We start from the raw sequence: 22,033 nt of genomic DNA on the forward strand, positions 1-22,033 counted from the left end.
TGGTGAGCAAAGCTTTTTCTTAATATGGTTATCTATTATTCTCTTTAATATATTGAGCATAGAATAAATCTGCCAGATCATTTTCAGAAAGCTCTCCAAGTACTGCGTCTCTCATTGCGTTAGCGAATAAATCATTGTCAGCGGTAAGCTCGAAATCATTAAGCGACAAATACTCCAACGCAATAGCTAAACCTGTTCGTTTGTTGGCGTCAGGTAATGAATGAGATACAGCAATGCTGATAGCATACTTAGCTGCAATTTCGAAAATATCATCGAGGCCGGAGTAAGCGATTGCGTTATCAATACGTCCTAAAGCGCCTTGCAATTTGGATATATCTACACGACCTTTCATTCCAGGTTCGTGTTCTAGTATGTATGTGTTTATTTCTACAACCCTTTCAAAGGGAAAGAAAATCAACTCCATTACATATCAGCCAACTTAGTAAATGTATTTTTGTGCGTGCGTATTACTAGCTTTGTTTCAGAACGAACAATTTGCTGACCATAGGCTCCTGAAAGATCAAGCTTTTTAGTGGCACGTATTTTAGGTCTACTAACAGGTTGAACACCATACTTTTGGATTTTTTCGTTCATAGTTTGCCTCTTCAATCTTGACGCAGTATAGGCCATCTTGGATCTAAAGTATAACGACCGGTAGGTTGCTAGTTTTAAACCCTGAATCTTATACTATCGCGAGTGAATATAACTACTGTACAATGGGTAAGGATTTGTCGGGGCATATGGAAAGGATTTCGAATCGATAGTGCAGTAAATGCTGATCCTGCAATTCGCCTAAAACCGACTGATTAGAGCCCCATCACTGATTAGTTGTTTTTCTCTTTAGATGGTCCGACACAGACCTGCTTTAAGAGTAATATTTCGACTTTTTGTTTTGAATCACCAATCGATTGTAACGTTTGAAGGGAGTTTGCGCCTGCAAATGAGCTCATCGCAATTTTAGCTCCAGAGCCTGTTACCCCTGATACAGATAAGTTAACGAGCTCAGCGGTGTATTTCCAAGCATTTAGTTTAGACAAGACCTGTTGATATTCTTCATCAGTCGCTGGCGTTATTGACACGGTTATATTTGCACCGTCACTGAGTTTGAATTTTTTCTTAGAAAGCTCGTCAAGTGTAAGGAAACCCTCACTCGCGCTACCGTCGATAGAGATTTGAACGACTTGTTCCCGCTCACCTGTCTCAAAGTTGCATGCATACGTTGTATTCAGAATAAGTGCTAGCGATAGAAGTAAGCCTGTTTTGAGCTTCATGAAGTTTTCCTTTACTAAGCATGACAATTAACAAGGTATTATTTTGAGTGTTTTTTATAGAGTGGCTAACACCTTAGCAACCACTTAGAATCTCCTATAAAACCATACAACTAAGCAAGATTCCTTGATGATAATCAAGCATCCGGATTCCGTGTTTGTTTTTGTTAAGAGCGCCAAAAGCGCTAAAAAAGAGCTGTTAGAAATGAGCCGACCAGCGGTTAAAAAGAAGGTGATGAGCTTTAGCCGTAGAAAACATCCAATTCAGGGATGAATTGCCGAGCGTACAGGGAAGTATTGACAGCGATTTTCGAAGGCAAAGCTAATCACCTTCCTTCCAAAACCGCTGTCTGCAAACCGCTAAGCCAACTACTTGTTAGCCGCGATTTCCGCTAGCACCTTGTCGGCCACTTCGAGGGTGCGAGCAATGTCGTCGTCTGAGTGGGCAAGGCTTAGGAAGCTGGCTTCAAACGCGCTTGGCGCTAGGTAGATGCCTGCTTCTAGCATACCGTGGTAGAACGCCTTGAAGGTGTCCATGTCGCATTCGGTTACTTGGTCAAAGCGAGTTACTTTTTCAAGCTCAGTGAAGAAGAATCCGAACATGCCGCCAACGTAGTTAATGCTCATTGGAATGCCGTGCTTATCAGCTGCCGCTTTAAAGCCCTTCGCTACGGTTTCGGTTTTGGCCGATAGGGCTTCGTACACACCGTCTTTGTCCAGCTCGTTTAGCTGAGCCAAACCCGCCGCCATGGCAACAGGGTTACCGGAAAGCGTGCCCGCTTGGTAAACGCCGCCAACCGGAGAAATGTGCTGCATTACCTCTTTGCTGCCACCAAAGGCACCCACAGGCATGCCGCCGCCAATCACTTTACCTAGGGTCACTAAGTCCGGCTTAACACCGTAGTGGCCGTGAGCACAGCCTTTAGCAACGCGGAAGCCCGTCATTACTTCGTCGATAATAAGCAGCGCACCGTATTGGTCACAAATTTCACGCAAGCCTTCCAAGAAGCCTTCAACCGGAGGAATGCAGTTCATGTTGCCCGCAACCGGCTCTAAAATGATACACGCAATCTCGCTGCCCACTTCTTCAAACATCGCCTTAACGGAATCAAGGTCGTTATAAACCGCCGTTAAGGTGTGCTTAGCAAAGTCTGCTGGAATGCCTGGAGAATTTGGTTGGCCAAAGGTCAACAAACCCGAGCCGGCTTTTACCAACAAGCAGTCAGCGTGACCGTGGTAGTTGCCTTCAAACTTCAAGATTTTATCGCGGTTGGTGTAGCCACGGGCCAAGCGAATGGCGCTCATGGTGGCTTCGGTGCCGGATGACACCATGCGCACTTGGTCTACCGCTGGTAGCCAGTTGCACACGCGCTCCGCCATTTCAACTTCCAAAGAAGTCGGCGCACCAAAAGATAAGCCGTTTTTAGCGGTTTCAACCACAGCGTTTAAGATGGCAGGGTGGTTGTGGCCAAGGATCATCGGGCCCCAAGAACCCACGTAGTCGATGTACTGCTGGCCATCGGCATCGGTGATGTAAGCGCCGTCAGCTTTTTCGATAAAGCGAGGAGTGCCGCCAACGCCGTTAAAGGCACGAACCGGCGAGTTAACGCCACCAGGGATAGTTTGTTTTGCTTGTTCAAAAAGTTCTTGTGAACGGGTCATGTGAATTCCTTGATTACCTTTTCGGTTATTGCTTATAAACGCAATGAAAGATCCGGTTATTTTGCGGTGTCCTAGAGAATTTGCAATAGCAGGGATCACATAGTCGATTAAATGTTGCGAGTTAACATACGAGAGGCAGTGTGTTTCCGACTTTTTACACGCCGAATTACATCACTTTTTGTTTCAGCAGTTGGGTTAAATGGGACCAACTGATAACACCGACAGGATGGCCGTTTTGGTCGTGTATGTAGACCTCTCCAGAGCCTTGTGGTGCTAGTATTTGATAGGCTTTATCGAGGCTTGCGGTATCCGGTAGCCCTTCAATGGCGTGCATTTTTAAGCTTTCTTCGTTGTCGAACGACTGCATTTGCAATTCAATCATGTGAATACTGTCGTCCGGTTGGCGCAATAATACCGAACGTCCCTGAGCGCGCTTAAGCACTTCTAACAACAGCTCTCGGTCGTGTTGCACAATCACCAGCCGTCGATCCATGATCTGACGAACGCCGTATTTTTGCAGCGCTTGCTCCATGGGCGGAGAGCGATAATCGAGACCACTGATGTCCAGCTGCTGCAGCAAAATCGAGCGCACCCCAAATCCCTGATAACAAATTAAAAAGGCGGGAATGGTGACAAACATGGCGGGCAATATCACCGACACATCACCGGTGAGCTCCACCAAAGCCACCAAGGCTGCTAAGGGGGCACCGAGGCCCACGGAAAACATCACCGACATGCCAATTACGGTATATAAGCCAACATAGGGGCCGACTTCTGGCCAAATGCTGGCGCTGATCCAGGCTACAATTGCGCCTAGTAGCGCGCCGATGCCGTACATGGGCCCTATTAGCCCCCCCGGTATGCCAAGACCAATGGCGGCGACGGTGGCAATCACTTTAGCAATGAGCACCAAACACAATAAGATAATTGCTGGAGAGTCGCTCACCGCCAGTAAGATGGCCGATTCACCGGTACCTAGAGCTTGCGGAAAAGCAAAGCCAACCAGCGCGGTTATTACCCCCGCCAGCACCATGCGCACGCCCAGAGGCCAAGGTGCTGATTGGCGGGTCACGGTCACTAAGGAGTAGTTAAACGCCGCCGCCAACACGCCAAACAGTACCCCGGCAAAAATCAAAATCGGGTATTGGCTAATGGGCAGAGCCAGCACCGCTATACTGTCGAACTCATGCACATTGCCAAAGGCTAAGTGGCTGGCTAAAGCGCCGCAAATGGCCGCAATAATAATAGGAAACAAATATTGCATCCGGTATTCTCGCAAGATCACCTCGAACACGAAAATAACCGCCGCCAGCGGCGTATTAAAGGTGGCGGCAATACCAGCGGCAACGCCACTGGAGGCGAGAATGCGCATGGCATTGTCCGGCAATCGCAATTGTTGCGACAAGGTGCTGGCAGTGGTTGCCCCTAAGTGAATCGACGGGCCTTCGCGCCCTACCGAAAAGCCGCACACCAAGGCAATCAGCGCGTGAACAAATTGACCGGTGAGGGTTTGAGTCGGAATGTGCCCAGAAAACAGCTTGATACGATGCAGCACATAAGCAATGCCCATGCGACGGTTATTGGGTTGGGTTCGATAAATGATCAGCCAAATCAGCAGCGCGCCTATGACCGGCAGCAGCACCCGCCAGTCGACCCCTAATACACTGTAGTCGGCGTCTGATATGGCCAACAGCCCTTGAATCAGCTCAACCGCTAACCGGAAAACAATGATGACTATGGAACAGATCACAGCAAACACTAAAGCTAACGCATTTAGCTGGATACTGGTGTTCGCCTGTGCCAAAGTATCTCTCAGTTTTTCCAAAGTGATTCCTTTTTAACCGTATCGCTTTAGTCTATCAAACAGGAACCGAGTGAATGCAAGGAATAAAATCCAAATGGCGGAAATTTTTGAATTGGGAGAGGAGCTTACATCCAAGGCTCGGCTCAATCATCGCCATGGTGGTACTGGCTTATTTTGCTGGTTGGTTAGCCAAATACGGCTTGTGGCACCAAGCGGATGTACAGCGTGACTATTGGCAGCAACAATACCAACAACAACAGCAAGCGCTTACCGACGCTCGTCAACAACTGTCCACCTCTAAGCTCGATTTAAGCATTGAAAAGCAAACCTTAAAACAAATGCAGGTGGACTTTAATACCTTGCAAGGTCGCCTAACCAAAGTAACTGAAGAGCTGGATTTTTACCGCTCGGTCATGGCTCCGGAAATGGCGGCAGAAGGGGTGTACGCCAGTGATATGGAAATTCGCTCGGGCGCGCTGCCTAACAAATACGATTTTCGCCTCGTACTTGCGCAACTGAAAAAACGCAAAACCTCGGTGCGCGGTGTGGTCGATGTTACCTTTTTTGGCGTACAAAATGGCAAGACCCAGCGTTTTCGGCTTTCAGATATGGCCGTCAATGACATAAATAAGCAATTTAACTTCCAGTATTTCCAATTTATTACCGGAAGTTATGTGTTGCCTGAAGGGTTTGAACCGCAACGGGTCGAAGTGGTGGTGCGGGTTTCAGCGCGAGGCAGTACTAAAGCAGCCACCACCACCGCTAAATTTGACTACCAAGAAGTGTTAATTGGCGCAGAAGATGGACAAGCAATACTTGAACAAGATACTCGGGTAATAGATAATCCCGCCAAGCCTAATGTAGTAGAGAATGATTAACATGAGCGAACAAGCCGAAGCAGCAATGCCGATTTATTTTACCGATGATGCGGCGAGTAAGGTTAAAACCTTGCTGGAAGAAGAAGGCAATGAGCAATTAAAACTGCGGGTTTACGTAACTGGCGGTGGCTGCTCAGGCTTTCAATATGGCTTTACCTTTGATGAAAAAGTTAACGAAGGTGACTTTACCGTTGAGAAAGAAGGGGTCCAGTTAGTGGTAGACCCTATGAGCTTGCAATATTTAATGGGCGGCACCGTAGACTACACTTCGGGTCTTGAAGGTTCCCGCTTTTTTGTGAATAACCCCAATGCCACCACCACCTGCGGCTGTGGTGCGAGCTTCTCAGTCTAGCGACTTCCCATCTCAGCTTAAACGCGAAGCGATGTCATTAATAATGGCATCGCTCGTTTGTGTATACAATGTAACAATCGTTAACATTTCAATTCACCCTCGGCCGCGATTTCTGGCATAATTCTTTGCAGTCATAATAATAATTGGAACACTTGCTGTATGTCTGCATCCAAGTCTGGCTCCTTGTTAGAGCGCAAGCCATTCATTCTCGCCATTATCGTATTCGTTGCTGTGGTTCTGTGGGTCGCTTCAGGCGCCTTTTCCGATAAAGAGCCCATTCAATCTAAAAGTGCCAGCGAACAACCGCAATTGCTGCTAGCTAAGGTGCAAGTTCGCCACATTAAGGCCCAAAACGTCAGCAAAAATTTAACTCTGTACGGTCGTACCGAGCCTAATCGTCAGGTGGAGCTGAAAGCCGAAGCCAAAGGCGCCATTATTGAAGTCATCGCTAAGCGCGGCAGCAAAGTTAGCAAAGGCCAGCCGTTATTGCGCATTGCGCCAGAAGCGCGAGCACTGCAGTTAGCCACGGCCAAAGCCGATCTCGAGCAGCGTCGCATTGAGTTTGAAGGCATTCAAGCGCTTAAGCAGCAAGGCTTGCAAGGTGAGCTCACCCTGGCCACCACCCAAGCGGCGCTGGATAATGCCCGCGCTCAGGTTCGTAAAATTGAATTAGAGCTAGAAAAAACCGTGATTCGAGCGCCGTTTGATGGCGTGTTTAACGAGCGCCACGTAGAAGTGGGGCAATACGTGGGCATAGGCGATCGAGTCGGTACAGTAACCGATTTAAATCCACTGATTGTGCGCGCCGATGTTACCGAAGCCGATGTCAGCTATTTGCAGAAAGGCAGTCCCGCCTCGGCGACCTTTGTGGATAACACCGTTGCCAACGGCACCATTCGTTTTATCTCTACCGTATCAAACCCCAACACCAATACCTTTAAAGTGGAGTTGGCAATTGATAATGAGCAGGGCATTTTAAGGGCCGGCCGCAGCGCCGAGCTGTCGATTCCGTTAGAAACCCAAAAGGCCATTAAAATTTCGCCTGCTTTGTTAGCTTTAGACGAGCAGGGCAATTTGGGCATTAAAGGCGTTAATAGCGACAACACGGTTGAGTTTCATCCCATTCAGCTGGTTAAAGCCGATGGCGATGAGGTGTGGACCAGTGGCGTTGGTGATGAAATTGATGTGATTTCATTAGGTCAAGGTTTTGTTCGCGCCGGCGATCAAGTCGAAATCGTTCGAGAGCAAAGCGGGGGCTAATACTATGTTGGCATTAATTGGCGCCGCCTTGTCGCGAGCCCGCACTATGTGCATGCTGTTGGTGCTTATTTTGATTGCCGGGGTGGTGACCTTTAACGGCATTCCGAAAGAAGCTGAGCCGGATATCACCATTCCTATTATATACGTGTCGGTTACCCACGATGGCATTTCCCCGGAAGATGCTGAGCGTATGTTGGTGCGGCCCATGGAGCAAGAGCTGCGCTCGCTCGAAGGCATTAAAGAAATTCGCTCCACCGCCTCGGAAGGCCACGCCAGCGTGGTGCTTGAGTTCATCGCAGGCTTTGATCCTAAAGAAGCGCTGGCGGATGTGCGCGATAGGGTAACCATTGCCAAAGCCAAATTACCCGACGATACCGAAGAGCCCACGGTTAACGAAGTGACCATGGCCAATCAAAAAGCGGTTATTACTGTGACGCTATCTGGCACAGTGCCCGAGCGCACCTTAATTCAGCTCGCCCGCGATTTGCGCGACAAGCTCGAGGCTAACCGTGAAATTTTGGAAGTGGACATTGGCGGCAACCGTGAAGACATTCTAGAGATCATTGTCGACCCCTTGTTGTTGGAAAGCTATCAGCTCGACCAAGGTGATATTTTCAATCTGATTTCCCGAAATAACCGCTTGGTTGCGGCAGGTACCATGGACACCGGCAAAGGGCGTTTTGCGGTGAAGGTGCCGTCGGTGTTCGAGAGCATTAAAGACGTGCTCGACATGCCTATTAAAGTGGATGGCGATAGAGTCATTACCTTTTCCGACGTGGCCTCTATTCGACGCTCTTATAAAGACGCCACCAGTTACGCCCGCCTAAACGGTGAAATGGCGGTCTCCCTAGAAGTCAAAAAACGTCCCGGTGAGAACATCATAGATACGGTTAACTTGGTTAAGCAACTGATGGATGAGCAAAAGGAATTTTTGCCGCCTAATTTGCGCATCGACTACAGCGGTGACGCCTCGAAAGACGTTAAAGAGATGCTGACGGATCTGCAAAATAACGTACTGTCGGCCATTATTCTGGTGGTGATCGTTATTATTGCCGCCCTAGGTTGGCGCAGTGCTTCTTTGGTGGGCATCGCCATTCCCGGCTCGTTTCTTACCGGCATTTTGGTGTTGGCTGTTGGCGGCTTAACCATCAACATGATGGTGCTGTTTGCCTTGATTATGGCGGTGGGCATGCTGGTGGACGGTGCCATTGTTGTGACCGAGTATGCCGACCGTCGCATGATGGAAGGAGCGCCTAGAAAAGAAGCCTACGCCGAAGCAGCTAAGCGCATGGCCTGGCCCATTATCGCGTCAACCGCCACTACGCTCGCAGCCTTTGGGCCCTTGCTGTTTTGGCCGGATACCATGGGCGAGTTTATGCGCTATTTGCCACTGACCTTGATAGCGACCTTGTCGGCGTCTTTGGTCATGGCGCTGCTGTTTGTGCCGGTGCTGGGCAGCTTGTTTGGTAAGCCACGGCTTATCAGCGACGCTCAACAGCACCAAATTAAGATTGCAGAAAGCGGCGATGTGACCCAGCTAAAGGGGGCCTCTGGGGTTTACGCCAGAATGCTGCGGGGCGCCATTCGCAACCCTTGGAAAATTCTACTGGCTACCTTTTTGCTCGCGTTTTCAATCATTTTCGCCTTTGCTCGTTCAGGGCTTGGGGTGGAGTTCTTCCCAACCATTGAGCCTGCAGGGCTTAACGTAACGGTGCGTTCGGTGGGGGATTTATCCATTGATGAAAAAGACGACATCATGCATAAGGTGGAGCAACGCCTGTTACCCATTGAAGGCTTAGAAACCTTATACAGTCGAGTGGGTGGTAACGATCGGGTTGGCTCGTTACGCATGAACCTAGTGGATTGGAAGATTCGACCTAAGGCCGATACCGTAGTGGCCGATGTGAACGCGGCGGTCGCCGATTTAGGCGGTATTGAAGTGGAGGTTCGTAAAGATCAGGCAGGCCCCGGTGGCGGTAAAGATCTGAAACTAGAGCTTAGCTCGCGATTCCCGGAATTGCTTAATGAAACTGCCCGAAAAATTAAAGGCATTTTAGAAGCCGACGCGGCGTTTGTGAACGTTGACGATAACAGCGCTAAAGACGGTATTGAATGGCAGCTGATTGTGGACAGACAAAAAGCGGCGCGCTTTGGTGCCGATGCCAGCCTTGTGGGCAGCACGGTTCAATTCGTGACCAACGGCCTTAAAATTGGCGAATATCGCCCCGACGACGCCGATGATGAGTTAGACATACGGGTTCGCTTCCCACAAGACAAGCGCAACATTTTGCGATTGGACGAGTTGCGGGTGAAAACCCAATACGGCCAAGTGCCGATTTCCAACTTCGTTGAGCGCAGACCCGATGCCAAAGTTGACTCGATTCGCCGTGTTGATGGTCGTCGTGTGCTGACGGTACAAGCCGACATGGCACCGGGGGAGCAGCTAGGGGTGCACTTGCCACGCCTGCAGGCCATGTTGCCAGACATGGGCATCGATCCTAGGGTGAACATTAAAGTGCGCGGTGAGAATGAAGAGCAAAACGAATCGCAAGCCTTCTTGCTCAATGCGCTGTTTGTGGCTTTGTTTGTGATGGCGATTATTTTGGTGACCCAGTTTAACAGCTTCTATCAAGCTGGGCTGATTTTAACCGCGGTGCTGTTTTCTACGGTGGGGGTATTCTTAGGGTTGCTCATTACTGGGTCGGCCTTTGGGGTGGTAATGTCCGGTATCGGAGTGATTGCACTGGCGGGCATTGTGGTGAATAACAACATTGTGTTGATTGACACTTACAACGTGCTTAAACGCCAAGGCATGTCCACCGAAGAAGCCATTTTGCGCACCGGTGCGCAACGCTTGCGTCCAGTAATGCTGACCACCATTACCACCATTTTAGGCTTATTGCCCATGGTGCTTAAAATGAACGTGGACTTGGTTAACCGCGAAGTGCTCTTTGGCGCGCCATCGACCCAGTGGTGGTCGCAATTAGCGACGGCGGTGGCGGGAGGCTTGGCGTTTGCTACCCTGCTGACGTTAATTTTAACGCCTTGCTTGATCAACCTAAGAGACCGGCCTAAGCGCAAGGCAGCGCCAGTGCGCTTAGCCGCTGATAACCAGCAAGACATTGCTGCTTAAAGTAATGGCTGCTTAAGCTTTTTGCGCCAGCAGCGAGAACACCATAGGCACATTATGAGGAATGCCGGCGGGGTAATATCGACCCGGCTGGCGCTCTTCTAACTGTTCAAAACAATCGTAGGGGCTGAAATCAAATTCATGCAGCATTTGCAGCTTAAGCCCGGCATCGATTAATGCTGACACCACCTCAGCAATGGAATGAGACCAACAATAAAAAGGCTGGCTTTGTTGGTGCCCCTCCACATAGCTTTGCTCTTCGAAATGATCTGGCTGTGATTGGAAAAAATAGCTGGCTTTGTCATATACCAAGGTATAGCAAGGGTGAAACTCGGCCAAATAAAGCTGACCTTGGGGGGCTAAATAGTGATGAATGAGCTGGGCCCAGGCGTTTAGATCCGCTAGCCAACATAGGGCGCCATAGGAGACAAATACCAGGTCAAATTCTAGCGGGGCTTGAAGGTGTTGCTGCAAGCTCAATACGTCGCAGCAAATGAACTCCACATGATCAAGATGAGTTTGATGCGCCAGCTGTTTAGCGGCATCTATGGCCACCGGTGAAATGTCCACCCCAACCACTCGACTGGCGCCCATGCGAGCCAACGACAGCGTATCCATACCGAAGTGGCATTGCAGATGAAGCACCCGCTTACCCTTAACCTCGGGCAATTCAGCCAATTCAATTTCTTGCAACGAGGTTTCACCTTTCAGAAACCCAGCCACATTATAGAAATTGGAATTTAAATGATCTTTGGTGCGTGCATCCCAACTGTCGGTGTTTACACGCAAGTATTTGTCGGTTGTTGTCATAAAAGCCACCTGCGGTTCAGATGTATAGCTTAGAACACAAATGGCTTAATGAGTTCAGTTTGCCGGAAAAAAAGCGCCTAACACGGCTGCGCGTGAGGCGCCGGTAACCGCGGGCAGATTCGAGGTTTTATTAGCCATGAATTGCTTAGCAAGCCAGGCAAACGCAATGGCTTCAACCCATTGTGCTTCGATGCCTTGACTGTCGGTGGTGGTGACTTCAAATCGAGGCATTTTGTGCTGCAGGCGTTTCATGAGCTCTGGGTTTAATGCGCCTCCCCCACACACCATAATTTGGCCTTTATTGGCCAGCTTTAAGCATTGGTCGGTGATGCTGTCGCAGGTTAAGTCCAGCAGTGTCGATAACACATCGGCGTCGCTTAAGTTGATGTAATCGCTAAGCTGCTGTGACAGCCAGGCTTGATTATAAAGCTCGCGGCCGGTGCTTTTGGGATAGGGTTGGGCAAAATAGGGGTGACTGAGTAGAGCCTTCAGCAGTTGCGGCTCTGTGGTACCACTGGCGGCTATCGTGCCGTTGGTATCAAAAGCTTGATTAAGCGATTGGCGGCACCAAGCGTCCATTAAGGTGTTGCCCGGGCCGGTATCAAACCCCACTACCGGCTGTTGCGAGCCCTTTGCTGGTAAATAGGTGACGTTAGCGATACCACCAATGTTGATAACCAAAGTGGGCTGCTCGGTTGCGCTAAACACCGCTTGATGAAACGCCGGAACCAATGGAGCGCCTTGGCCACCGAGAGCTATGTCTTTGCGTCTAAAATCGGCGATGACGTCTATGTTGGTGTTGAGGGCTATGGTGTTAGGATCGCCAATTTGCAAACTAAAGCCTTGTTCGAGCTCGGGCATGTGGCGAATGGTTTGGCCGTGACTGCCAATGGCGGTGATGTCTTTTGGAGCCACCGAGCTGTGCTCAATAACCGCTAGCGTAGCCTTGGCAAATAAGCGACCGACTTCTCGGTCTAACTGTCCTAGCCGATTAATTTCATCGTGGCCAGGGGTGGTGATGCCGTGCAGCTTTTGCAGCAGCGGAGCGGGGATGGTTTCACTGTGTTTGCTCACCAGATGCGGTTTACCCTGCTCGTCAAAGCCCACCAGTGCCGCGTCGACACTGTCCATGCTGGTGCCGGACATAAGCCCGATGAAATAGTCCTTTATCATTGTGATGACGCCATTCGCAGTTGCTGTTGTTGTTCAAGTCGGGCAATTGTGGGTTTCGCCAGCGCTAGGAATTTTTCTCTTTCTGAGGCTTTAATCGGCTCAGACTTTGGCAATTTAACCGTACGCGGATTGCGGTGCACGCCGTTAACGATGAATTCATAATGCAAATGCGCGCCGGTAACGCGCCCGGTTGCCCCCAAGTTACCAATGATTTGGCCTTGTTTAACATAGTCGCCTTTCTTTACCCGTCGTTTGCTTAAGTGCAAGTATTTAGTGGTGTAGGTATCGCTGTGTTTAATGAACACATAGTTACCATTGAGATTATTGTAGGTAGACGCCACCACTCGGCCATTACCGGCGGCTTTAATGGGCGTTCCCACCGGAGCGACGTAATCCACACCATTGTGGGGGCGAACGTTGCCGGTAACCGGATGCAGTCTTCGTGGGTTAAAGTTGGAGCTTACCCGAGTAAAGTCGACAGGGGAGCGTAAGAAAGCCCCTTTCATGGCGCGTCCTTCGCTGTTGTAATACTGGCCGTCGCTGTAGCGAATGGCATCGAAACTCTCGCCTTGGTTGCTAAAGCGCGCGGCAATAATGTTGCCGTTACCAACCGCTTCTCCGTCGATGTATTTCTTTTCGTAGAGCACACTAAAGTGGTCGCCCTTGCGAATGTCCAAGGCAAAATCCACGTTCCAGCCAAAGATCTCCGCCAAATTCATGATTTGAGCCGGCGTTAGCCCCGCGGTGATGCCTGCGTTCCAAAAGTTGCTGGTGATGGTGGCGCCGGCAAATTGCTCCACCATTTCTACCGGACGTTCAAAAACCGATTCCGATAAGCCCTTGTCATCTTTGTTGACCACTAGGTATTTGGTCTTGGAAATGTCGTAGGTTAAGCCGGCAAATTGACCGTTTTCATTGGTTCGAATGAGAATGTGCTCACCGGGCATAATTTTAATTAGGGATTTTTTAGCTTTTGCAAGCTGGGTCACATCGTAGGTGTCTCTTGGGCTCAAACCCGCACGGCTGAAGAGTTTGCCGAGGGAATCTCCGGATTCTACGGTGTAACTGGTTTCCGTGATTTTAGTTTCCGTTTGCGTCGGCGCTTGCACCTCTGATGTGGCTTTAGATGCGCTAATGTTGGCTCTAACTGGGGTTAGGGTGTTGGGTTGGCGTTGCGCCGAATCACTGGATAAATCCAGTTGTAAATCAATACGTTGATTAGATTTGCTGTCGTCGTAATCGCGGGAAGCAGCGGCATCATCTGTTGGCAGTAACAGCACAACCACCACAAGTAAGGTCACGGCGGCTAAAATGGATTGATGCTTTTTTGGCAAAGATTTGTAAAAGGTAATCAGTTTACGCATGAATATTCGAGAGTCTTGAGCACGGCTTTAATCATCAAGCCCTAGTGTACACACTTTCAATTATAGTGGCTAACAAGTAACATTAAGCCCATTTTTAGATTTATGGCCCTAATTAGGAGCGAGCGAGACTATGGCGCATTTTGAGGCGGATTTAGAAACCGTTATGGCGGAGATCAGACGTGGCACCGATGAAATATTGGTGGAGTCTGAATTATTGGAAAAGTTGAAAGAAAAGCGTCCTTTACGCATCAAGTTGGGTGCCGATCCAACTGCTCCCGATATTCACCTTGGCCACACGGTTATTCTTAACAAGTTGCGTCAGTTCCAACAGTTGGGTCACGAAGTCATTTTCTTGATTGGTGATTTCACCGCTATGGTGGGTGACCCGTCCGGTAAAAACAGCACCCGCCCGCCGCTAACCCGCGAAGACGTGCTGCGCAATGCTGAAACCTACAAAGAGCAGGTGTTCAAAATTCTGGATCCAGCTAAAACCCGCATTGAGTTTAACTCCAGCTGGCTCGAAGAGCTTGGCGCGGGTGGCATGATTAAGCTGGCGGCGCAGCAAACCGTAGCCCGCATGCTTGAGCGCGACGACTTTAAAAAGCGTTACGCCTCAGGTACCGCCATTGCCATCCACGAGTTTTTATACCCCTTATTGCAAGGCTATGATTCGGTGGCGTTAACTGCCGATGTCGAGCTGGGTGGTACCGATCAAAAGTTCAATTTGTTGATGGGTCGCGAGCTGCAAAAAGGCGAAGGGCAAAAGCCGCAATCGGTGATCATGATGCCACTGTTGGTTGGGCTTGATGGCGTTAAGAAAATGTCTAAGTCGCAAAACAACTACATTGGTGTGAGTGATGCGCCGGATGAGATGTTTGGCAAGATCATGTCCATTAGCGATGAGCTGATGTGGGACTACTATGAGCTGTTAAGCTTCCGTCCGCTTAGCGAAGTGGCGGCGCTTAAAGCCGAAGTTGCTGGCGGCAGCAATCCTCGCGATACTAAAATTTTGCTGGCCAAAGAAATCATTGCTCGCTTCCACGATGACGCCGCGGCCACGCAAGCCGAAGCCAATTTCATTGCCCGCTTCCAAAAAGGCGCCATTCCCGATGAGATGCCTGAATTTGAGTTAGCGATTGGCGATGGCCTGGGCATAGCCAACTTACTGAAAGACGCCGGGCTGGTTAACTCCACCTCGGATGCCATGCGTATGATTAAGCAAGGTGCGGTAAAAATCGATGGCGAGAAAGTCACCGACAGTCGCCTACAGTTAAGCGAAGCAAGCACTAAGGTGTATCAGGTTGGCAAACGCAAATTTGCTCGAGTGACCCTAAAATGAACTGGCGCGTTTTCGTAATCAACTTAGATTCAAGCACCGAGCGCTTAGATAAAGTGAGCCAAGAGTGTCAGCGTTTGGGCATTGAGTTTGAACGCGTTTCTGCAACCCGTGGCAGTGACTTAAGCGACGATGAAATGGCGCAGTACTACGATGCCGAAGTGAATCGTCGCCATTACTTTAAACAGCTGAATGCTGGCGAGATAGGTTGTTACTTAAGCCATTATTTCTGCTGGAAAAAAATTGTCGATGAAGGCTTAGACTACGCTTTGATTTTGGAAGACGATTCTAAGCTCACCGATGAACTGGGACTGTTGTTAAGCAAAGTGCCTAAGTTAAGCCGTGATTGGGATTACTTAAAACTGTCAACCGGTAGTAACATCCCGGCGGTTCAGCAAGGCATTGATTTGGGTGACGGCATTCATTTGCATCAAGGACTTAAGTTGTCTTCCACCACCACAGGACAATTCGTGTCAGCTGAGGGGGCTAAAAAGCTTATCGACACAGCGTTGCCGATCCGCCGACCAGTGGATAAAGATCTGCAGTATTGGTTTGAAAAGGATTTGCGCTGCTTTGTAGTGAAGCCTATTCCAGTGCTTATGGGCGGGTTTGATAGCGATATCGATAACTCGTCGGTGCGAGCCAAAGTAAAACACTCACTTTGGCACAAGCTAAGCTTGAACATCGACTATAACCTTAAGCTTTGGCAGCATCGTAAGCGGCTGCCAGCCTTGCCGAGTTATCAAGCTAAACGCTGAGTTTAGTCGCCATAAACTGACTCATACGCGGCTTGCGACAACTGTTGTTGAATGTGAGCCGCGGCTGGGTAATTGCCGCCTTTGCGATTAGCCAGTACCGCCTTCACGCTAAAATCGTCGCCGTAGGCTTGGCGGTTGTATTCCATATCCAGCGATAGCTTTAACCCTTCGAACGAACCGCCTAAATACGCCCCTTGGTTAGACGACACCATGAGTACCTCAATGCCATGGGTTGAGCCGGCAGCTTTGCCACTAAAGCCGGGGCCTAAGGTGGTGTCACCGGCGGCACCAAAGCGATACTTGCCTTCAAATACCCGCTCTAACGCTTGGTTGCTTAAAATGGCACCAATGCCATTCACCTGTTGAGCACCGGCCAATAAGCCGACTTGAACGCTGTTAAGCTTAATAAAAATGGGATCGCTCCAATCTTGGTGGTGGCGCACCAGCAAAATACCGCGCCCCCATTGTCCGCCCACAATAAAGCCCGCCTGACGGCCGCTAGGAATAATAACAATGGCTTTGGCTGAGCCGGAGAGGTTTTTAACCGAAGACCAGTGCTCTTGGGTCATAAAGGTTTGTAGGTTTTGCAAGCTCAGCTGAGTTAATTGATGCGCGTCGTTGCCGCTGAGCGCTTGCTTGGTATCAGCAGATTGAATGGAGCTTGATGCGCAACCGCTGCACATGAAAACGGCAGCCAATAGCCAGCCAAACAATTGATGACGACACTGCATAATTACACCTCGCTCATTAACAAGGCGTACATAGTAATCATGGCGCTAGCAAAAATCTCGCTTGGTTTGAATTCGTTAAAAAGCGGTGCAGAAATGAAAAGCGAGCGCTTCTAGAAGCTGAGGGTGTTGCTGTTATTTTGCACAGCTATCAATAACCTGATAACTTTTTGGTAGGCGCTGATAATTGTGCCTCTGCAAACGACGACACTGATTTGAAGATGACCGTATTTTGGAGTTAGCTATGAAACGGATTTCCGGCGCTGCTATTGCAATGCTGCCTATCGCTATTTTCAGCGTTAGCTTTGCAACTTATGCAAACGACATATTCACGTGCAAGGTTTTCATTACGCGAACAATAGTATCCCACTTGGGCTGCGTTTTACCGTTAAAGGTTTTATACATACTTTCGCGGTTTAAGCCCGCTTGTTCGGCTACACTGCTTACGCCGTGCAGTTTTACTAACTGGCCTAATGCCGTAACAAAAGTATTAGGGTCTTCATCTTGATAACACTCAAGTAAAAACGCATTAATTTCGTCTTGAGTTTCCATAAATTCAAATGGATTAAATTCCGTTAATTGCTCAGTCATATTCAATTCTCCAACTTAGACAGTAATTGTTTGGCTCTTTCAATATCACGGCTTTGGCATGATTTATCGCCACCACAAAGCAGTATAACCACCTGACCATTACGTATCGTGAAATATAAGCGATAACCTTTACCGACAAATATCCGCATTTCACTTAATGGACCGTTAATCGCTTTTACATCGCCTAAGTTACCGTTCACTGCTCGCGTTAGTCTTAGTGCAATTGCTTTAATGGCCTGGCGATCTTTTAACTTACCAAGCCATTTCTTAAACGTGTCCGTTTGTAATACTTCATATTTCATAAAACACATTGTAGCTCGTAGGCTACATTAAAGCCACATGATATCCAGCGTAGATTTTTAATGAAAATGGTGAAGCGCCAAGGGGGCAACGGCGACTTAACCGAGCATAAGTAATTTGGGTGACATCATCATTTACACTAAAAGCTAACGATGTACATAGGAATCAAGTTTAAAAAATGCCACTCGCTTAAGAAACGAGTGGCATTATCATGAGAGCAGAGCTTATCGGTTTCGCTGTAGTCCGTCAGGCTCTATTTACAGCGACTGCAGTTCCGCTTTTTGCTCGTTGAGTTTTGCGATGTTGGTTTGCATCTCTTCAAGCTTAGCGCGCTCTTTGTCGATAACCGCAGCCGGTGCTTTGGCAACAAAGTTCGCGTTATTAAGCTTGCCAGCGGTGCGCTGCATATCTTGATTGATTTTTTCAATCTGCTTATCGATACGTGCCACTTCCGCCTCGACATCGATTAAGCCGGCCATTGGGATCAGCAGCTCCATGTTGCCCACTAATTGTGTGGCCGACATCGGTGCTTTTTCGCCTTCGCCAAGTTCGCTGATGCTTTCTAGGTTGGCCAAGCGGAACAGGAAGGTTTCGTTGGCGTTTAAGCGGGCTCGCTCGTCATCGTTAATGCTGCGAACCAATGCGTTAAGTGGTTTCGATGGGGCAATGTTAAGCTCGCCACGGACGTTTCGAACCGCAACAATAACCTGCTTAAGCCATTCCAATTCCGCCATGGCTTGCTCGTTTACTTGCTCGCCATTGAACTGAGGGTATGCGGCCAGCATGATGGAATCGCCTTCTACTCCGGCCACCGGTTTCACTCGATCCCAAATGCTTTCGGTAATAAACGGCATAACAGGGTGCATTAGGCGCAGCAGGGCTTCCAATACGGTAATCAAGGTGTGGCGAGTGGCGCGTTGTTGCGCTTCGCTGCCATTGGCGAGTACCGGTTTGGTGAGCTCTAAATACCAGTCGCAGAATTGGTTCCAAGTAAACTCATAAAGCGCATTGGCCGCCATGTCGAAACGGTAGTTATCGATGGACTCGGTTACTTGAGCGACGGTTTGGTTGAATTGGCCTAGGATCCAGCGATCGGCAAGACTAAGCTCCATGTCGCCACCGTTAATGCCGCAGTCGTGCTCTTCGGTGTTCATGAGCACGTAGCGCGAGGCGTTCCACAGCTTGTTGCAGAAGTTGCGGTAACCTTCTAAACGGCTCATGTCCCAGTTAATGTCGCGACCGGTTGACGCCATGGCTGCAAGGGTGAAGCGTAGGGCGTCGGTACCGTGAGCGTTAATGCCGTCGGCGAATTCTTTACGAGTCGACTTTTCAATCTTCTTCGCCAATTGTGGCTGCATCATGTTGCCACAACGCTTAGCCACCAAGCTTTCTAAGTCAATGCCGTCAATCATGTCTAATGGGTCCAGCACGTTACCCTTAGATTTCGACATCTTGTTGCCTTGTTCGTCACGAATAAGGCCGGTTACGTAAACCGTTTTAAATGGCACCTGCGGCTTACCATTTTCGTCTTTGCAGAAGTGCATGGTCATCATGATCATCCGCGCAACCCAGAAGAAAATGATGTCAAAGCCGGTAACCAGTACATCGGTTGGGTGGAAGGTACGCAAGGCGTCGGTGTCTTCTGGCCAACCTAGGGTAGAGAATGTCCACAGCGCCGAGCTAAACCAGGTGTCGAGCACGTCATCGTCTTGGCGAAGTACCACATCGGCCGGCAATTGGTTTTGCTCACGAACTTCTTGTTCGCTGCGACCAACGTAAACCTTGCCGCTTTCGTCGTACCAAGCGGGAATGCGATGTCCCCACCACAGCTGTCGTGAAATGCACCAGTCTTGAATGTCGTTCATCCAAGCGTTGTACATGTTTTCGTATTGCTGCGGTACAAACTTAATGTCGCCGTTAGCTACGGCTTCTTGAGCGGTTTTTGCCATGGGCGCTACCGCCACATACCATTGGTCGGTAAGCAGAGGCTCAATCACCACGCCGGAACGGTCGCCGTAAGGCACCATTAAGCTGTGGTCGTCAATTTTTTCAAGTAGGCCTAAGGCTTCAAACTCAGCAACTACCGCTTTACGAGCAGCAAAGCGCTCAAGACCGACATAAGCCTCTGGCAAGCTGATGTGAATGTCGTTATTGACTGTGCCGTCGCTGTTAATAACTTCAGCGTCGCGGCGAACTTCAGCATTTGGAGTGAAAATGTTGACCATGGTCAAACCATGGCGTTTGCCCACTTCGTAGTCGTTGAAGTCGTGAGCTGGGGTGATTTTCACGCAACCCGTGCCTTTTTCCATGTCGGCGTGTTCGTCGCCCACAATCACAATGCGGCGATTCACAATGGGTAAGATGATCTCTTTGCCAATTAAGTCGTTGTAGCGCTCGTCGTTCGGGTTTACTGCAACGGCGGAGTCACCCAACATGGTTTCTGGGCGAGTAGTGGCAACCACTAAATAGTCTTTGCCATCTTTAGTTAGGTTGGCGTCCGCTAATGGGTAGCGGAAGTGCCACATATGGCCGTTCTTTTCTTTGTTTTCAACTTCCAGATCGGAAATGGCGGTGTGCAGCTTAGGGTCCCAGTTAACCAAGCGCTTACCGCGATAGATAAGGTCGTCTTGGTACAAGCGTACGAATACTTCTTGCACCGCTTTGGATAAACCTTCGTCCATGGTGAAGCGTTCACGCTCCCAGTCCACAGAGGCGCCTAAACGACGCAATTGCTGAGTAATGGTGCCACCGGAATGGTTCTTCCAGTCCCACACTTTTTCCATAAAGGCATCACGGCCTATGTCGTGGCGCGTTTTTCCTTCTTCCGCTTCTAACTTGCGCTCTACCAGCATTTGGGTGGCGATACCGGCGTGGTCTGTGCCCACTTGCCATAAGGTGTTTTTGCCTTTCATCCGCTGATAACGGGTTAGGGTGTCCATAATGGTATCTTGGAATGCATGTCCCATGTGAAGGCTACCGGTAACGTTTGGTGGCGGGATCATGATGCAGTAGTTGCCAAGGCTTTGGTCACCGGATGGCTTAAAGTAACCTTTCTCTTCCCAAGCCTTATACAGTGCTTGTTCTAGGCTTTGCGGATTGTAGGTAGTATCCATAAAATTCGGTCAATCTCTAGCGGTAGTTAGTTAAACGGAAAACAGCGTATTATGCCGTATTTCAACGGGCTTAGCTAGCAACAAACAGTGACCTAACTCAAGCAAGTTCGTCTGCGCAGCATTGGTCTTGCAAGAATTCGATGACGGCGTTCAGTTGCTCAAATTCGGCGGTGCAAAATAGGGTACGTCCCTCTCGTCGTTGTTGAATAAGACCCGCCGAGGCCAAACTCGATAAATGATGGGACAGGGTAGAGCCTGGTACGTTAAGTTGTTGTTGTACGTCGCCCACCGCTATCCCTTTGCTGCCAGATTGCACCAATCGTTTGTAGATGGCCAGTCGAGTCGGGTGGCCAAGCTCTTTTAGAGCCTTTGCGGCTTGTTCAAGTTGCATGTGATCTCCTTCCTGTATCATTATTTCGATATTACTAGAAATATCTTGACATGAAAACCGGCACTCTTTATATTTCGACTAATCTGGAAATGTGGAAATTATTGGTCATAGTGATGAATTATCAAGCCCTAGTAGATGCGTTGTCGATGTTTGCCTTTTTAGCGGTGGAGCTCACTCTGCTGTTTTTGTTAATAAGTTATGGGGTAGGGGTATTACAAACCTACCTGCCACCCCAGAAAATTCAGGCGGTTCTGAGCAGTAAAAACGGTAAAGGTTACGTTGTTGCCGCCTTACTTGGCGCTATTACGCCGTTTTGTAGCTGTTCAACCATTCCTTTTTTAAAAGGCTTACTGCGAGCGCGAGCGGGTTTTGGCACCATGATGGTATTCCTGTTCGCAAGTCCTTTATTAAACCCCATCATAATTGGCCTGTTTGCCGTGACTTTTGGTATTAAAGTGACCGCTTTTTATTTTGTGATAGCCATGGGGGTGTCGCTTATTGCGGGTGTGGTGCTTGAAAAGCTTGGCTTTGAGCGTTACGTAAAAGCCGACGCTTACAGCGAGCCAAAGCCAAAGTCTTGCTGTGGTGCAACTAACAAAGCGGTTGCTGAGGAGAGTAAATGGCGCAAGATTTGGCGTGCCACCTGGCAAGACTTTGTTAAGGTGACGCCTTACTTGTTTGGCGGTATTGCCATTGGTGCATTGATTTACGGCTTTATGCCCACAGAGCTTATCACCCACTACGCCAGTGAAGACAACCCGTTTGCTGTGGTGGTTGCTGCTGTGATTGGCATTCCGCTTTATATTCGAGCAGAAGCGGTGATTCCGCTTAGCGCTGCGCTTGCCGCCAAAGGAATGAGCTTAGGCGCGGTGATGGCCCTTATTATTGGCAGCGCTGGGGCAAGTTTGACTGAGGTAATTTTGCTTAAGTCCATTTTCAAAACGCCCATGATTTATGCGTTTGTGGGGGTTATTGTCACCATGGCAATAAGTGCGGGCTATTTATACGGATGGCTATTTTAACGAAATCTTTACATAAGATTACACAGCCTTGACGCTGCTTGACGGCGAACACTTTAGCATAACAATCTCGGACCAATGAAGGCTTGTACTTTC

General features: G+C 49.1%; 20 protein-coding genes. 7 read left to right on the forward strand and 13 right to left on the reverse strand.

Going from position 1 to position 22,033, the window contains the following annotated elements:
• Positions 1 to 28: 28 nt before the first annotated feature.
• The 5 genes from CLC91_RS02120 to CLC91_RS02140 form a co-directional block, all read right to left on the reverse strand.
• Positions 29 to 424 carry a type II toxin-antitoxin system death-on-curing family toxin gene (locus CLC91_RS02120; RefSeq protein ID WP_095499903.1) on the reverse strand — a complete coding sequence of 132 codons (396 nt, stop codon included), beginning with the start codon at positions 422 to 424 and terminating at the stop codon, positions 29 to 31.
• Positions 424 to 594 carry an acetyltransferase gene (locus CLC91_RS02125; RefSeq protein WP_095500022.1) on the reverse strand — a complete coding sequence of 57 codons (171 nt, stop codon included), beginning with the start codon at positions 592 to 594 and terminating at the stop codon, positions 424 to 426. Before CLC91_RS02125 ends, CLC91_RS02120 begins: the two co-directional genes overlap by 1 nt.
• A gap of 230 nt (positions 595 to 824) precedes the next feature.
• Entirely contained in the window at positions 825 to 1,271 is a 447-nt protein-coding gene (locus tag CLC91_RS02130; RefSeq protein WP_095499904.1) for a hypothetical protein, read from the reverse strand.
• A gap of 366 nt (positions 1,272 to 1,637) precedes the next feature.
• A complete protein-coding gene (gene hemL, locus CLC91_RS02135) occupies positions 1,638 to 2,930 on the reverse strand; it encodes a glutamate-1-semialdehyde 2,1-aminomutase (RefSeq protein ID WP_095499905.1) in 1,293 nt (430 codons plus the stop codon).
• Between the two features lie 166 nt (positions 2,931 to 3,096).
• Positions 3,097 to 4,755: a chloride channel protein gene (locus CLC91_RS02140; RefSeq protein ID WP_408634185.1), complete on the reverse strand. Its 1,659-nt coding sequence runs from the start codon at positions 4,753 to 4,755 to the stop codon at positions 3,097 to 3,099.
• An 86-nt stretch (positions 4,756 to 4,841) separates the two neighbouring features.
• Here CLC91_RS02140 and CLC91_RS02145 point away from each other — a divergent pair, with 86 nt between their 5' ends.
• The 4 genes from CLC91_RS02145 to CLC91_RS02160 all read left to right on the forward strand — a co-directional run bounded on the left by CLC91_RS02145 (position 4,842) and on the right by CLC91_RS02160 (position 10,357).
• On the forward strand, positions 4,842 to 5,612 hold the full coding sequence (locus tag CLC91_RS02145; protein WP_125828469.1) for a DUF6776 family protein: 771 nt from the start codon (positions 4,842 to 4,844) through the stop codon (positions 5,610 to 5,612).
• A 1-nt stretch (position 5,613) separates the two neighbouring features.
• Positions 5,614 to 5,964, forward strand: a complete 351-nt coding sequence (gene erpA, locus CLC91_RS02150; RefSeq protein ID WP_095497583.1) for an iron-sulfur cluster insertion protein ErpA — start codon at positions 5,614 to 5,616, stop codon at positions 5,962 to 5,964.
• Positions 5,965 to 6,123: 159 nt separating this feature from the next.
• A complete protein-coding gene (locus CLC91_RS02155) occupies positions 6,124 to 7,224 on the forward strand; it encodes an efflux RND transporter periplasmic adaptor subunit (protein ID WP_095497310.1) in 1,101 nt (366 codons plus the stop codon).
• A gap of 4 nt (positions 7,225 to 7,228) precedes the next feature.
• A complete protein-coding gene (locus CLC91_RS02160; protein ID WP_095499906.1) occupies positions 7,229 to 10,357 on the forward strand; it encodes an efflux RND transporter permease subunit in 3,129 nt (1,042 codons plus the stop codon).
• 12 nt (positions 10,358 to 10,369) lie between these two features.
• Here CLC91_RS02160 and CLC91_RS02165 read toward each other — a convergent pair whose 3' ends face one another.
• Genes CLC91_RS02165 through CLC91_RS02175 form a run of 3 tightly spaced genes read right to left on the reverse strand, consistent with a single transcriptional unit; the run spans position 10,370 to position 13,701 of the window.
• Entirely contained in the window at positions 10,370 to 11,164 is a 795-nt protein-coding gene (locus CLC91_RS02165; protein ID WP_095499907.1) for a class I SAM-dependent methyltransferase, read from the reverse strand.
• Positions 11,165 to 11,218: 54 nt separating this feature from the next.
• On the reverse strand, positions 11,219 to 12,337 hold the full coding sequence (locus CLC91_RS02170) for an anhydro-N-acetylmuramic acid kinase (protein WP_095499908.1): 1,119 nt from the start codon (positions 12,335 to 12,337) through the stop codon (positions 11,219 to 11,221).
• Positions 12,334 to 13,701, reverse strand: a complete 1,368-nt coding sequence (locus CLC91_RS02175; RefSeq protein ID WP_095497314.1) for a peptidoglycan DD-metalloendopeptidase family protein — start codon at positions 13,699 to 13,701, stop codon at positions 12,334 to 12,336. Before CLC91_RS02175 ends, CLC91_RS02170 begins: the two co-directional genes overlap by 4 nt.
• 130 nt (positions 13,702 to 13,831) lie before the next feature.
• On the opposite strand from CLC91_RS02175, the gene tyrS reads away from it, so the two are divergent.
• Both tyrS and CLC91_RS02185 read left to right on the forward strand, forming a co-directional pair.
• Positions 13,832 to 15,040, forward strand: coding sequence for a tyrosine--tRNA ligase (gene tyrS / locus CLC91_RS02180; RefSeq protein WP_095497315.1), 1,209 nt, complete (start codon positions 13,832 to 13,834; stop codon positions 15,038 to 15,040).
• Positions 15,037 to 15,795 carry a glycosyltransferase family 25 protein gene (locus CLC91_RS02185; RefSeq protein WP_095497316.1) on the forward strand — a complete coding sequence of 253 codons (759 nt, stop codon included), beginning with the start codon at positions 15,037 to 15,039 and terminating at the stop codon, positions 15,793 to 15,795. The genes tyrS and CLC91_RS02185 overlap by 4 nt, the downstream gene beginning before the upstream one ends.
• A gap of 2 nt (positions 15,796 to 15,797) precedes the next feature.
• Here CLC91_RS02185 and CLC91_RS02190 read toward each other — a convergent pair whose 3' ends face one another.
• The 5 genes from CLC91_RS02190 to CLC91_RS02210 all read right to left on the reverse strand — a co-directional run bounded on the left by CLC91_RS02190 (position 15,798) and on the right by CLC91_RS02210 (position 20,918).
• Complete coding sequence (locus CLC91_RS02190) at positions 15,798 to 16,526, reverse strand: lipid-binding SYLF domain-containing protein (protein WP_095499909.1); 729 nt, start codon at positions 16,524 to 16,526, stop codon at positions 15,798 to 15,800.
• Positions 16,527 to 16,835: 309 nt separating this feature from the next.
• On the reverse strand, positions 16,836 to 17,114 hold the full coding sequence (locus CLC91_RS02195) for an addiction module antidote protein (RefSeq protein WP_095497318.1): 279 nt from the start codon (positions 17,112 to 17,114) through the stop codon (positions 16,836 to 16,838).
• 2 nt (positions 17,115 to 17,116) lie between these two features.
• Positions 17,117 to 17,416 (reverse strand): type II toxin-antitoxin system RelE/ParE family toxin, encoded by a 300-nt coding sequence (locus CLC91_RS02200; RefSeq protein WP_095497584.1) that lies wholly within the window; start codon positions 17,414 to 17,416, stop codon positions 17,117 to 17,119.
• A gap of 255 nt (positions 17,417 to 17,671) precedes the next feature.
• Entirely contained in the window at positions 17,672 to 20,527 is a 2,856-nt protein-coding gene (locus CLC91_RS02205; RefSeq protein WP_095497319.1) for a valine--tRNA ligase, read from the reverse strand.
• A gap of 97 nt (positions 20,528 to 20,624) precedes the next feature.
• Entirely contained in the window at positions 20,625 to 20,918 is a 294-nt protein-coding gene (locus CLC91_RS02210) for an ArsR/SmtB family transcription factor (protein WP_095497320.1), read from the reverse strand.
• A gap of 89 nt (positions 20,919 to 21,007) precedes the next feature.
• On the opposite strand from CLC91_RS02210, the gene CLC91_RS02215 reads away from it, so the two are divergent.
• On the forward strand, positions 21,008 to 21,940 hold the full coding sequence (locus tag CLC91_RS02215; RefSeq protein WP_408634199.1) for a permease: 933 nt from the start codon (positions 21,008 to 21,010) through the stop codon (positions 21,938 to 21,940).
• Positions 21,941 to 22,033 lie beyond the last annotated feature (93 nt).

It is taken from the genome of Paraferrimonas haliotis (assembly GCF_002282895.1).
Classification (GTDB): Bacteria; Pseudomonadota; Gammaproteobacteria; order Enterobacterales; family Shewanellaceae; genus Paraferrimonas; species Paraferrimonas haliotis.

Bases quoted from the DNA above. Each gene is read 5' to 3' on its own strand.
- CLC91_RS02160 (WP_095499906.1), top strand. From the start codon at position 7,229: ATGTTGGCATTAATTGGCGCCGCCTTGTCGCGAGCCCGCACTATGTGC.
- CLC91_RS02215 (WP_408634199.1), top strand. From the start codon at position 21,008: ATGTGGAAATTATTGGTCATAGTGATGAATTATCAAGCCCTAGTAGAT.
- erpA (WP_095497583.1), top strand. From the start codon at position 5,614: ATGAGCGAACAAGCCGAAGCAGCAATGCCGATTTATTTTACCGATGAT.
- CLC91_RS02170 (WP_095499908.1), bottom strand. From the start codon at position 12,337: ATGATAAAGGACTATTTCATCGGGCTTATGTCCGGCACCAGCATGGAC.
- CLC91_RS02165 (WP_095499907.1), bottom strand. From the start codon at position 11,164: ATGACAACAACCGACAAATACTTGCGTGTAAACACCGACAGTTGGGAT.
- CLC91_RS02210 (WP_095497320.1), bottom strand. From the start codon at position 20,918: ATGCAACTTGAACAAGCCGCAAAGGCTCTAAAAGAGCTTGGCCACCCG.
- CLC91_RS02195 (WP_095497318.1), bottom strand. From the start codon at position 17,114: ATGACTGAGCAATTAACGGAATTTAATCCATTTGAATTTATGGAAACT.
- CLC91_RS02130 (WP_095499904.1), bottom strand. From the start codon at position 1,271: ATGAAGCTCAAAACAGGCTTACTTCTATCGCTAGCACTTATTCTGAAT.
- CLC91_RS02185 (WP_095497316.1), top strand. From the start codon at position 15,037: ATGAACTGGCGCGTTTTCGTAATCAACTTAGATTCAAGCACCGAGCGC.
- hemL (WP_095499905.1), bottom strand. From the start codon at position 2,930: ATGACCCGTTCACAAGAACTTTTTGAACAAGCAAAACAAACTATCCCT.
- CLC91_RS02120 (WP_095499903.1), bottom strand. From the start codon at position 424: ATGGAGTTGATTTTCTTTCCCTTTGAAAGGGTTGTAGAAATAAACACA.
- CLC91_RS02205 (WP_095497319.1), bottom strand. From the start codon at position 20,527: ATGGATACTACCTACAATCCGCAAAGCCTAGAACAAGCACTGTATAAG.
- CLC91_RS02155 (WP_095497310.1), top strand. From the start codon at position 6,124: ATGTCTGCATCCAAGTCTGGCTCCTTGTTAGAGCGCAAGCCATTCATT.
- CLC91_RS02175 (WP_095497314.1), bottom strand. From the start codon at position 13,701: ATGCGTAAACTGATTACCTTTTACAAATCTTTGCCAAAAAAGCATCAA.
- tyrS (WP_095497315.1), top strand. From the start codon at position 13,832: ATGGCGCATTTTGAGGCGGATTTAGAAACCGTTATGGCGGAGATCAGA.
- CLC91_RS02125 (WP_095500022.1), bottom strand. From the start codon at position 594: ATGAACGAAAAAATCCAAAAGTATGGTGTTCAACCTGTTAGTAGACCT.
- CLC91_RS02200 (WP_095497584.1), bottom strand. From the start codon at position 17,416: ATGAAATATGAAGTATTACAAACGGACACGTTTAAGAAATGGCTTGGT.
- CLC91_RS02190 (WP_095499909.1), bottom strand. From the start codon at position 16,526: ATGCAGTGTCGTCATCAATTGTTTGGCTGGCTATTGGCTGCCGTTTTC.